The 13,260-nt window shown below is 42.9% G+C and carries 10 protein-coding genes; all 10 read right to left on the bottom strand.

From position 1 onward, the window contains the following. Positions 1-26: 26 nt before the first annotated feature. Entirely contained in the window at positions 27-1,367 is a 1,341-nt protein-coding gene (locus ACAX20_RS09410; RefSeq protein WP_371185707.1) for a hypothetical protein, read from the bottom strand. Between the two features lie 78 nt (positions 1,368-1,445). After that, positions 1,446-1,901, bottom strand: a complete 456-nt coding sequence (locus tag ACAX20_RS09415) for a hypothetical protein (RefSeq protein WP_371185709.1) — start codon at positions 1,899-1,901, stop codon at positions 1,446-1,448. A 25-nt stretch (positions 1,902-1,926) separates the two neighbouring features. Next, the gene (locus tag ACAX20_RS09420; protein ID WP_371185710.1) at positions 1,927-5,070 is read right to left on the bottom strand and encodes a hypothetical protein; all 3,144 of its coding nucleotides are present in this window, start codon (positions 5,068-5,070) and stop codon (positions 1,927-1,929) included. A 1,011-nt stretch (positions 5,071-6,081) separates the two neighbouring features. Beyond that, a complete protein-coding gene (gene cysC, locus ACAX20_RS09425) occupies positions 6,082-6,687 on the bottom strand; it encodes an adenylyl-sulfate kinase (protein ID WP_371185711.1) in 606 nt (201 codons plus the stop codon). A 2-nt stretch (positions 6,688-6,689) separates the two neighbouring features. Next, positions 6,690-8,423 carry an SLC13 family permease gene (locus ACAX20_RS09430; RefSeq protein WP_371185713.1) on the bottom strand — a complete coding sequence of 578 codons (1,734 nt, stop codon included), beginning with the start codon at positions 8,421-8,423 and terminating at the stop codon, positions 6,690-6,692. A gap of 205 nt (positions 8,424-8,628) precedes the next feature. After that, on the bottom strand, positions 8,629-10,044 hold the full coding sequence (cysN, locus tag ACAX20_RS09435) for a sulfate adenylyltransferase subunit CysN (protein WP_371185715.1): 1,416 nt from the start codon (positions 10,042-10,044) through the stop codon (positions 8,629-8,631). A gap of 76 nt (positions 10,045-10,120) precedes the next feature. Beyond that, positions 10,121-11,020: a sulfate adenylyltransferase subunit CysD gene (gene cysD / locus ACAX20_RS09440; RefSeq protein WP_371185717.1), complete on the bottom strand. Its 900-nt coding sequence runs from the start codon at positions 11,018-11,020 to the stop codon at positions 10,121-10,123. Between the two features lie 268 nt (positions 11,021-11,288). Next, positions 11,289-12,059 carry a 3-deoxy-manno-octulosonate cytidylyltransferase gene (gene kdsB, locus ACAX20_RS09445; RefSeq protein ID WP_371185718.1) on the bottom strand — a complete coding sequence of 257 codons (771 nt, stop codon included), beginning with the start codon at positions 12,057-12,059 and terminating at the stop codon, positions 11,289-11,291. Between the two features lie 5 nt (positions 12,060-12,064). Next, complete coding sequence (locus ACAX20_RS09450) at positions 12,065-12,250, bottom strand: Trm112 family protein (protein WP_371185719.1); 186 nt, start codon at positions 12,248-12,250, stop codon at positions 12,065-12,067. Then, a complete protein-coding gene (lpxK, locus tag ACAX20_RS09455; RefSeq protein WP_371185721.1) occupies positions 12,240-13,247 on the bottom strand; it encodes a tetraacyldisaccharide 4'-kinase in 1,008 nt (335 codons plus the stop codon). The genes ACAX20_RS09450 and lpxK overlap by 11 nt, the downstream gene beginning before the upstream one ends. Positions 13,248-13,260: the final 13 nt, after the last annotated feature.

Genomic DNA, 13,260 nt, shown 5'->3' on the forward strand with positions numbered 1-13,260 from the left:
TCCCTAGTTATTATTCAAATAAAGAGCTATTCGACAGTTACGCTGTATGTGATCGTTACGCTATCACCAGGTTCCATTGTACCGCCACCATTGCTCATAGTAGCGTCAGTTCGTGTACCTAGGTTAATAACAAGCTTCGCAGGATCATCGTCTGCAATCGTCGCTGTACCTTTATCGTCTACCGGTACATAGACAGCATGAATTTTATCACCAGTAACAACACCCGCAGTATTGGTTCCCGATTCATCATCAGTGTCTACAGTAGCATCGTAAGTTACAGCTAAATTTGTCGCTGATGTCTCATCATATTTAGTATAAAGAGGTAATACATCTTCTACGACAACCAGCTTAGCACTTGTTGAAGTATCGGTCGGACTAGCGCCTGCAGTATCGTCACCTACGGTAACAACGATTTGATAATCTAAGACAGTGCCAGGATTAACCGCCGGAATAGTGTCACTATAGGTACTTTCGCTTGATAGTTTAACTTTCTTCGTTACTGTTACGTTTGTGAAACCAAACTCAAGTGTTTCGGTTACTGGGTCTGTTGCTTCACCACCCGTTGTAACTACATTTAATACAATATCTAAAGTTGCATTTTCAGTTGTACTGGTGTTTTCAGCAGTAGTGTCCACTCGAACGTATTTTCTTTCACCTAACACATCACCTTCGACTAAAGCAGCAAAAGCAGCATCGCCAGACGCGGTATCAGCGTAACCATATGGCACAAGAACCATACTAGCTTGCTCTTCTGGTGTATAAACATCTGTATCTTCATCATAATTTGGCACCGTGCCGTTATCCGGAGTTCCTGACACACGGAAGGTGTAGCTATTGACGCCACTGTGAACTACCACAAAATCATTAGCGCCAAAGGCAGATAAAGTACCAGCAGGGAAATAAACCGTTTTGGTTGCTGTATCAATACCAACAATTACGCCACTTCCTAGAGTAATGTTTCCATCAAAAGCTCCGGTTGAATCAGCATCTGTAGGATCCGTTATTGAGTACACATTGTATGATTCGTTTTTGATATTTGTTTTCGAACCAAAAGATTGGGTCAATGTATAATCACTCGCACCATTAGATGTCGCGTCAATAGCGAATACTGTCTTATGTATTCCTGTTGTTGTTCCGTCTACCAACTCAGAAGCAGTGACAATTGCTTTAGAGTCAACATAGTTAATGGTTAGACTAACGGCGTCCGTTGCAGTTCTCTTTACACCGTTTAGAGCCTCGTAACTAACATCTACTTTGTTAAAAATCGTAGTGTTAGCAGAAGTATTTGCATAAGCAGAGCTCGAACCAACCGCAAGAGCCACTAATGCCGCAGCTTTAGTTAGCTTAGTTAACAAGTGAGTTTTCATATATTTCTCCGTTATTATTCTTCTTAAAATTTGTAAAACGTGTTTGCCTGCGCACATAGCAAGCAGCGATTATTGTTTCTATGAGTTAACCGTGACGTTAAAACTCACAGAGCCGGTTTTGCCTGGTTCGATGTCGTCTACAATCCAACGCAAGCCTTCGATGCTGCCTCCTGCTTCTGTGCTATTTTGTGTTTGCGCAGGCAGGTATTCCTGTTGACCTGTTCGCTTAATAAAAAACTGAGCGTTTTCTCCTGTCGCGCTCCCCAAAACATATTGCGTACCATTAGGTACTGGTGAATCAATAGCGACATTAACCGCTTTTTCATCACCTGAATTACTGTACGTTAAGGTGAAATATAACGTTTCACCTGGCTCAATCTCCGTGGCAACAACGCGTTGCACTTGCACTTCACCGCCGACCTCTACTTCGATGTCTTTTTCAACAACTTGGCTTATTGCCACTTCTGGTGCCGCAAAAGCTGCAAATGTAACGACACTCAAAGCAAGTAAAACGCTATTTATTAGGTATTTCATAGTCTTTGCTATTCTCCTAGGTTAGTTATTGCACGACAACGTCGTAGGTGAACGTAATGTTCTCCCCCGATTTGAGTGTGCCTGATAATTCAAGATTAAAATTTGTGATATTTGTGTCGACAAAATGGCCATTGGTATTAGCACCAACAACCGGACTATACAAATAGCTGCTGCCGCCATCGTTTGAAAAATTTGGCTCGCTATAGCTAATGCCTACAGCATCGCAATCAAGACAAATAAGCGAGTCATCGCTCACCAGGTCACTTGTGAATAAAAACGCGGTATACGGGCTGATGCTTTCAGTCACGGCTAAATTAACAGCATCCCCCAAACTTTGGTTAGAGATTAAAATTTGATATTGCAGCAGATCGCCAATTTGCGCCTGGCTAACCGGCAAACCTGGGCTGGCTTTTAAGAACACTTGCTTTGTTACAGTCAACTCTGGTGGTACATAAACATTAAATGTACCAAAATCGATATCCCAAACAGTCCCCTCTAAACCTTCTTCTGCACGAATTTGTGCTTGCCACATGCCAAGAGGAGCATCATTAGCTAAAACGTAGCTAAACTCGACCATCACTTGTCCGGTGTTCAAATCGGGGACTTGGTTAGTACTTTTTTTGACGAGGTTATTTAGTTCTGTAATGATATTGCCGTTACTGTCGAGCAATGTCATATCGACGTTGCTAATATCAAAAGCTCCAAATGGATCACTAACAATTGCACGACCGTAAATAATATCACCTTGTTCAATATTGGTTACGGCTCCCCCAACATTCGATACCTGATTATCGTTATGCGCCACATCATAAAAATTAATGCTATCAATATTTATCACTGTCTGAGTATCGATTCTTACTTGAGATATACCTTCTGTGCTATAAGGGGTGATACGAAAACTGTTACTACTGTGATTATTTTGTATCAATAACTTAAGTGTATTTGGGTTGGTATCATTAGAGGACACAGTAACGCTAGTCACGCCACCCTCAAGCGTTAGCGGAAATTGCATCAAGCTGATTTGATTAGCTAATGTTACATCTTTTGCCGATCCATCTAAGTTATAACTGGCAATAATTTGGTTTGTCGCATCAACTAATGCTAATCCTATGTTTGCTTTGTTTTGATTCGACGTAATACGATCGACATACAGATCGACCATAACTTCATCAATGGTAAAATCTGAACTTAAACGGGGATCTAGGGTAAAAAATTTACAATTATCAGCATTTGGATTGTCGAACAAACACTGATTATCCGTGACAGTTAGTATGTCAATATTTCCCTGACTTTCAGTTGGTGCAAGGCGTGATAGGTTTGGCACATTTTCATCTGACATTGCACTATCAGCTTTGTCGTTCTCCCCCCATAAATACAATTGCTTCACTGTATTTATCGGATTAAGCTGAATGACAGTCAGACTATCTTGGACGCTTAGCATGCTCATTTCAGGGCTAGCTATATTTGCTATATTCGTTATTACTGTGTCTGGGGCGACAGTATTTACAATATGAGCGCGGTATATGATGTCTACCGACTGATTTGCCTTAACAAAAATATTCGATATATCGAGTTGGTTACCTGTCGTATTATTTGTTGCTCCAGGTGGTATTGAGATAATAGAAAGGTTTTCAAGTTCAATCGGAAGCTGGTCGGTCACCGTTACATTAGCGATACCATAACCTGCGCTCTCCGAAAGACGGATAGTATAAGTAATACTATCACCAACTTCGACAGCCCCTGCGTTATCATCAAGACCTTGTTTAGTGGAGGTTGATAAATCTCCCGCCAAAAGGTTATAGGTGAATGTTTTTGTGTTATTACTGGTAATATTATCAAACCGGCCGCCAGAGCCACTAATCGGGTAAGGATCACTAAGCGTACCAGGGATTGACACCGTAACTTGCTGGGTAATGGCCGCATCCGTAGCAACGCTTACTGGAATGTCGATATAGTCCATAGCACCATTGACGTAATTAACCGTTTTCGTGCAGTTAACAACCATGGCATTAGTGATACTTTGCAAGCAACTCCAACCATTACTAGAAAAGCTATTCGAGCCGAACAAAGATAAATCGTTATTGAGTGTGATGGTAACGGTTAAATCGCCAGAGGTGTCGTAAGGGCCGTTATTATCGATATTTATCCGAATATCAGAGACTTCGCCACGACTGCTGATTTCACGAGTAGAGATCCCCTGATTAACTTCTAAATCCGTTACCTCAACATTAACAATACTAAGCACCTCAGAGGATAAATACACCCTGTCTTGACCCGCCTCGTAAACGGTATCCACCTGCGTTAAGCCAGGGGAGACATAACTGGTGATATCGTAAATATCTAAGTCAAGACCGTAGGTGTTATAGACCACCGTGGTGCCCGACAAAGTATCATCGGCGATAGTTGCATTATACTGACCACCACTAGGGTTCACCGTTCCATAAGATAGCGTGGTGCCTTGAAACAGCAAGCTTTCGCTAAAACCATCGCGATCGGTATTAATTTGAGGGTCACCTTCCCAGGTTATATGGGCATGTTTACCAAGATTTACGCCCGCTGGTAATGTATCAGGAACCCTGAAGTTTTTCGGTTGCAATAATAACGAACTTCCCCAAAACGAGTCAAAGCCTTCAAACACATTAACCAAACGTAGTGGCTCGGATGCCAGCTCATATATAACAATGAGCGACCAACCACCAAAGGCACGACCACCATTACAGTAATTTGTATCGGTGTGTTCTATCGTTAAGCCTGCGAAGCTAAAATTATAGGTGCCACCATTGGCCGTACCAATCGCAGCACTTACCTGCTGAGTAACGTCCTTAGAACCGGAGTAAAAACTGATATTTTCAGCGGTATTTTCATACACATAACGACGACCAAAATCTGCGCTGACATTGACGCCATTAAAGGTCACGTCATAATCATTAGCAGGACCTGACGCAGCCCAAGTTAAATGCGCTTTGGCAACAGTCGCCCCATTAGGCATGCCGTAAAGTGTACCTGTTGATATGGCATCATCAGCAAGGAAAGCACACCCGGCATCAGCGCCTTGAATTATATCCCTAAAGGTGCCACCTGTACCAATAAAGTTACCGTGCCCTGCCCAGCTAAGTTCATCTCGAAGCTCAACGGGTGTTCGCGCATGAACCAGTTGACTTGTAAACATAACGGACAAAAATAAAACACAGCAAAAAAGCCCGCAACAACGCAATAGCGATGGCAGGTAAGCGGTTAATTTGAAATTATGTGCTAACTTATAATTCAACCCACTTTTTGCGCTTATTATTAATGCGCAACTCCGTACTTCACAACGAAACAAATATCGTTGGCATCGTAGCTGGTATTCCGATAATTCGAACCAACCACATTTACGTATGCCTGAACTGCAGACGGTACTTAGACAACCTATCGGCTAATATAACAACATCAATTAGGTTTGGAAATAGAACGAACTAAAATACTCATCAAAATCTAATATTAACAGCGCGTTAAAAAGTCATCTGACCATTAAAAATCATCTTTACTAGAACATGGTTCTTCACAAAACGGCCATCAAAACAGCTCTGTTAAAAAGATACCTAAAATAGGGCTATCGATTACCCCGGTCGTAATAGATCAACGACGACATCTCTCGCTCACAACCTGTCATTTTTCAATTTAAATTCAATCAGATAGCCCAATACGCTTGTCAAAGATTTTTACATTGCATTGACCAAACGCCAACCAAAACACGTAAGTTACTGATTATAAATAGCAATTAAAGTTGGCAAGGTAATTGAATACATATACATTGCTGATCCTATGTAATGTAGGATATTAATGCTCGCAACAATGCGAAAAGTTTTTTCATAGAACGTTTAGCATCCTGGCGCCTCACGGCGCCTTTTTTTTTGGTACAGGATGTACCAACACATGATGGTCATGGATGACCAAGGAATGTGTTCAGGACAGTATTTTGCATTGCATGATAGTCATGGACGACCAAGGAATGCGCTCAGGACAGGCGCTAACATCGCATGAACTGGTGTGTGGTCAAAGGATGTGGTTAACGCAGGCTGTTATCATCGTCAACAGCGTTAGGTTGCCTTGATGCGTCTTTTGTACTGTTTACCAAAAACAAGGGGCAACGTTACCCCTTATTAAGTATTCAAATAAACACTAGTGCCTGCTGGCTAAATTAGCCTGGGATGTAGCCGTTTTGCTCAAGATAATCAACAATCTGCATAGCACAGGCTTTAATGCTTGTATCTGCCGTTTTTACATGAATTTCTGGTTGCTTCGGAATGTCATACGCCGAGGTGATGCCCGTAAATTCTTTTATTTCACCAGCTCTTGCTTTCTTATACAAACCTTTTGGATCGCGCTGCTCACAAACCTCGATTGGCGTATCAATAAACACTTCAATAAATTCGCCGTCTGCCAATAACTCACGTGCCATATCGCGGTCAGATTGAAATGGCGAAATAAACGCCGTAGTCACAATTAATCCTGAATCGACAAATAATTTACCTACTTGACTGATACGGCGAATATTTTCAATACGATCATCATCAGAAAATCCCAAATCGCCATTTAAGCCATGGCGAACATTATCGCCATCTAAGATATAAGTGTGGCAATTACGCTCAAACAACAACGCATCCACCGCATTCGCTACCGTCGATTTACCTGAACCACTAAGACCGGTATACCAAAGTAAACAAGGCTTTTGTTGTTTTTGCTTTGCTCGTTCTGCTTTACTGACATGATGCGCATGCCAAACGGTATTCTCTGTTTTCATCATTATTACTCAAAAGGAAAAATTAATGGGATCATAGTCAAAACCACGGCGCTGTATGTTAACGATACAGGCAAGCCAAGTTTGATAAAGTCTTTTATACGATAATTACCGGCGTTAAACACCATAATATTGGTTTGATAGCCATACGGGCTAATAAAACTGCCACTTGCCGCAAACGCAACGGCCATAACAAACGGCAGAGGATCGACGCCTAAGCCTATCGCCATGTTGTAGGCTATTGGGAAAATAAGTGCCGCCGCCGCGTTGTTGGTGATCACCTCGGTTAATATCAGGGTGATAAGATATACCGCAATAAACGCAATGAGCACCGACTTATCTTGTAAAAACGTTTGCACGCCATCGGCAATGACATAACTGATGCCGGTATTTTCCAATGCCGTCGCCAATGATAATGCACTCACCACAACAATAAATATTTCTAGCGGAAAACGGCGTTTTACCTCGTTAATCGACAAACACTTAAACGCAAATAAGGCAGCTAAATAAAACAGTAAACATTTTACCAACGGAATGTTCATGAGCACCGAAACCGCAATACTCGTGACAAAACCAACGAGGGTAAACTTGTCTCGCCAACCGCTAAGCATGCCATCGGCCTTGACACCACTTAAAATATAAAAGTTTTTACTAATATTACTTCGCGTTGCAAAATCATTACCTACAGCAAGAACAAGAAAGTCGCCCGACTGTAAAATAATCTCGCCAAGTTTTCCGGATAAGGTTGATCCCTCTCTGCGAATAGCAACCACCGCCGCATCAAAGCGAGCTCGAAAGCCCGTTTGCTTAAGTGTTTTACCGATGATTGATGAGCCAGGCTTAATCAACACTTGCGTAAGGTTGTCACGTAACAACCCACTTTGCTCAGCAAAAAGTTGCAAACCATCGAACTGCTGCAATACCTTTACCTTAGCAATATCGCCGGTAAAAATTAATTTATCATTGGTCTCAATACTGTCTTCTGGGGTGACTGGCGAAATCAGCTTTTCGTTTCGTACAATCTCAACCAAAAAAAGCGACTCCATACTGCGCAAACCATTATCTTCAATGGAACGTCCTATCAATTTCGAACTGGGTAACACTTTCGCTTCAACAACGTAATGCTTATCCCTTTTCGTATCAGCCTCGGTTTTCGGCAAAGTGCCTATTCGAACAAACAACACCAGCATGCAAGCGGTTAAGGCACTCAAACCAACGATGGTGAAGTCAAAAAATTGCAAACTCGGTGCGCCACGCTCAATCAGCATCGAATTAACAATCAAGTTCGTTGAGGTACCCACTAAGGTTAACGTACCACCAAGAATAGCAGCATAAGACAAGGGTAAAAGTAACCGACCTGAGTTAATGTGTTGGTTGTTTTTAATCGGCGAGATGAGCGTTGCAACGACTGCGGTATTATTTAATATGGCGGATGCAAAGGCGCTGGTCATTAACGTCTTGAGATACGATAAGGGTTTATTTTTGCCGATTAGTCGACTCGATAATCCCCGTAAAACACTCGTTCGCTCAAATGCAAACGAACAGGTAATAAGCAGTATCAGGGTAATAAGCCCAGGGTTTACCGCGTTACTAAAAATCTCTTGGGTGCTAACAAATGACAAGCTTAAGCATACCAGCGTTGCCGTTGCAAACACTCGTTCTGGCACATATTGGTACTTAATTAAACTAACTAGGGTTACGAAAAACACCATGATCATCAACCACTGATCAACACTTAGCATGAAATAACCTTGTTTTATACGCGATGCTGCTGTGCCCTTGTCATCGATTATGGCTGAGCATCGTGCTGGGTTTATTATTGGTAATTTAGGTTTTAATCTTTATTCTGAAAAAGAGTTAACCGCAAACGGTGTTAACACTAACCGTCTGTAGCTAACGTATTCATCAAAAAAGGCGGTTGACACCGCCTTTGCTTGCTATCCGAGATCAAATGGCTTTACAGTCCCATTCAGGGTAGTTTTTACGAATAAACGCGTTAAGTTCAACTTCCGATTGCGAATATTGACGCAGTGCTTCTGTTTTTGTTGGATCCGGTACTAATGACGTTTTGGTTATCATACCCGCGCCCACCGTGATGTTGGTCAATCGGTCAATAATAACGAAAGAACCTGTGCATTTGACTTTATCGTATGAGTCAACAACCACGGCACCATTGGTCGTAATATTACATGATCCGACTTCATTTAATTTAAGTTCACTTCCTTTACGGCTGGCTAACGTATTCACATCAATTAGATAGTTAATGTCATCAACACGGCCATAAACGTTCTTACTTGCCGTTTTAAACTCGTATTCTTTACCCGGTTGTAACGCTGCTTCACCCATCCAAACAACGTGTGCTTCAAAATGCTCAGTTACATCAGCGAGTTTGTTCGAACGAACAATCACATCACCGCGAGAAATGTCAATCTCGTCGTTTAACGTCAGTGTAACCGCCTGACCAACGGTGGCCGATTGCAGTTCGCCATCGGCGGTGACAATGGCCTTAACCGATGAGCTTTTACCTGACGGCAATGCGGTGATCAGATCGCCAACGTTAATCACACCGCCGCCAATAGTGCCACAAAAACCACGAAAGTCTAAATTAGGGCGAGTCACATACTGTATCGGCAAACGAAAATCATCTAGGTTATTATCTGTGGACAGTGTTACCGTCTCAAGCAAACTCATTAATGTCGCGCCTGGGTACCACGTCATATGGTCAGATCGATTTACCACATTATCGCCACGTAATGCTGAAATTGGGACAAAGCGGATATCAGGGATATGTAAGTTTTTACTAAAGCGACGGTATTCTTCTTTAATTTTTCGGTATAACGGCTGCGAATAATCGACTAAGTCCATTTTATTCACCGCCACAATAACGTGCTTGATACCAAGCAATGAGGCGATGTAGGTATGACGTTTGGTTTGTGTTTGTACGCCATAGCGGGCATCGATCATCACTATCGCTAAGTCACAATTGGACGCACCGGTTGCCATATTACGCGTGTATTGCTCGTGACCAGGACAGTCAGCGATAATAAACTTACGTTTTTCCGTGGCAAAATAACGATAAGCAACATCAATGGTAATACCTTGCTCACGCTCAGACTGCAAGCCATCAACCAGTAACGCCAAGTCAAATTCGCCATCGGTGGTATTAAATTTCTTTGAGTCGGACTTGATTGCCTCCATGTGATCTTCAAAGATCAACTTTGAATCATGTAATAAACGGCCAATCAATGTCGATTTACCGTCATCAACGTTACCACAGGTTAGAAAACGTAACATGTCCTTGTTTTCATGAGCGCGTAAATACGCTTCAATATCGTGTTCAATTAATGCTTGCTCTTGGTTCATTCTTATACCCTTACAGACACATATAACATGTGGCCAAAATCGTTCACACGTTAGCTAACCATCTACAGCTAGTCACTTAAAAGTAACCGTCCATTTTCTTCTTTTCCATCGAGCCACTTGCGTCTTTATCAATCACTCGTCCTTGACGCTCAGACGTTTTGGTTAACAGCATTTCTTGAATAATTTCAGGTAATGTTGTGGCATTCGATTCCACCGCACCAGTTAATGGGTAACAGCCAAGAGTTCTAAAGCGCACCATTTTCATTTCAGGCTCTTCACCGACCGCCAGAGGTAGGCGCTCATCATCAACCATGATCAAGGTACCATCACGCTCAACGACCGGACGCTGTGCCGCTAAATACAATGATGGCAACTGGATGTTTTCTAGGTAAATGTATTGCCAGATATCAAGCTCTGTCCAGTTTGATAAAGGGAATACACGGATGCTTTCACCCTTGTTTACTTTACCGTTATAGACATTCCAAAGCTCTGGACGTTGATTTTTTGGATCCCACCGATGGTTTTTATCACGGAATGAGTACACGCGCTCTTTAGCACGTGACTTTTCTTCGTCACGACGAGCACCACCAAACGCAGCATCGAACTGATGCTTATTAAGCGCTTGTTTTAGCGCTTGGGTTTTCATGATATCGGTGTGCTTGGCACTGCCGTGATCAAAGGGGTTGATACCCGCTTCAACCCCTTCTTGATTGATGTGGACAATCAAATCTAAACCATATTTGTTGGCAATTTGATCACGATATTCAATCATTTCTTTGAATTTAAAGGTGGTATCAACGTGCATCAGTGGAAATGGCGGTTTCGCCGGGTAAAAGGCTTTTAATGCAAGGTGTAACATAACGGCAGAGTCTTTACCAACCGAGTAAAGCATGACTGGATTATCAAATTCAGCAGCAACTTCCCGGATGATATGGATAGATTCGGCTTCTAATTGTTTTAAGTGAGTTAGCGTCATTGACTTCTAGCTTTTGGTTATTAGTATCGACTACAGATGATCAATATTGGCACATCCAATTGATTATATGTTTAGCCTAGTACTTAAATAAAATAAAGATAACAACCTAATAATGTTAAAAATTATACAACTTATAGAGCGTTTTGAATCAGCAAATCCGTTATTTCTTATAACAAAATATCGGCCAATGGCGCGAGGACATGCGCCGTCAAACGAATTAACGGCGCAGATTGTTTGGATAAGCTATATGGTTACTATGACCGGTCACTTATAAAGAAGCGGCATACGCGCGAGCTTTGTCTAAATCTTGCGAAGTATCAATCCCTTCAACCGGCATACGGGTACTGGCTACTTGCACATGGATGCGCTCGCCTTGATACAAGACGCGCAACTGCTCTAGCGCTTCAATTTGTTCAAGGGCGCTGGTCGGCCAAGCCACATAATCGTTAATAAAACCCGCTCGATAGGCGTAAATACCGATATGACGTAAATAAAAATCGCCGATATCCTTGATAACATCGTTATTTAAAAAGCGCTCTCTGTCATAAGGAATGGTCGCTCGTGAAAAATACAGAGCATACCCCTCTTTATCGCATAACACTTTCACCGCGTTAGGATTTAGTGCTTCTTCCACCGAGTCAATAGTTACCGCCAAGGTCGCCATACGCGCCTTCTCCTGACTCGCGAGGTTATTGGCTACCTGGCGAATGTTAGCGCTGGGGATAAACGGCTCATCACCTTGTACATTAACGATGATCTCATCATCCGCAAAGCCATACGTTTGCACCACTTCTGCCAAACGTTCGGTGCCCGATTGATGATCGGCTCGGGTGATGCATACATCACCACCAAAAGCCTTAACTGCAGCGGCCACTTTATCGTTGTCAGTAGCAATGATCACCTTGTCGGCACCTGAGGCCATCGCCTTTTCCGCTACCCATTGGATCATTGGCTTACCTTGAATATCGGCAAGCACTTTGCCCGGCAAGCGACTTGAATCGTAGCGAGCGGGAATAACCACGGTAAATTTAGGGGTCATTGCGACTATGCCTCACTCTCTTGATTGAGCTTACGGGCTTCCCCTTCGAGTAACACCGGGATATCGTGGGTAATCGGGTAAGCGACTTTATCAAATTTACAAATCAGCTCGCGCTTGTCCTGGCTCAATGCCAGTTTGCCTTTACATACTGGGCAAGCCAGAATTTCCATCAGTTTCATATCAAAAGCCATAAGGTTCACATCTCGATAAAATAAGTTCAATTAATTGGTTATGTTGTGATGGCGAAAAACTCGCATCCACCGGTAAATACCAACACTGCTGATGAGCGATAGGTTTGCATTTTACCGCATCTTTTTCAGTCATCAATAAAGGAAGGTTATGCTCAAACTGGGCGATGTCCTCTGCTTGAAAATGATGATGGTCAACAAACCCTTGCACCCGAGCTAAGCTAAAGCCAAGTTGTGCTAACGTGTTAAAAAAGCGCTGTGGATCGCCAATCCCCGCTAAGGCATTAACACCATGTTGGCCATGTGCGTTTATAAAGTCAGCAACGGTTTGCTTTTCACCGCTAATAAGGTTTATCACATGGGTTGCTCGCAATGTCATCAGCAATTCGTTGTCTTTGGCTACGCCGCCATTAATAATCACCTGATCTACATGCTGTAAACGCCACTGCCCTTCCCGTAATGGCCCAGCAGGTAACAGCCAGCCATTACCAAAGCGGCGGTTACCATCCACAATCACCAGTTCCACGTCGCGTTTAAGGCGATAATGCTGTAATCCATCATCACTGATAATAAGCTGACAACCTTGCTCAATGAGCGTCTGTGCTGCCGCAACGCGATCGGCTCCGATGACCACTGGTGCCTTGGTGCGCTGATAAATCAGTACTGGCTCATCACCGCCTTCTGCGGCACTGACGCTATCATCAATCTGCAATGGGGTGTTACGCTTTTGACCGCCATAACCACGGCTTATGACGCCGACACGAATACCACGTTGTTGTAATTGCTCAACCAACAATACCACCATTGGTGTCTTGCCATTACCGCCAACACCAATATTGCCCACAATCACCACGGGCACATCAAGCGCCGGTTGTGACAATAGTTTCAGCCGATACAAAAGCCGACGAATGGCACTGAGTAACCAAAACAAACCGCTTAGCGGCAATAACAGCCATTTGACGGGGTGATTTTGATACCAAGCTTTTTCAATTAAACGCACACGCAATCCCTAA

Source organism: Thalassotalea sp. Sam97, from assembly GCF_041379765.1.
Lineage (GTDB): Bacteria > Pseudomonadota > Gammaproteobacteria > Enterobacterales > Alteromonadaceae > Thalassotalea_A > Thalassotalea_A maritima.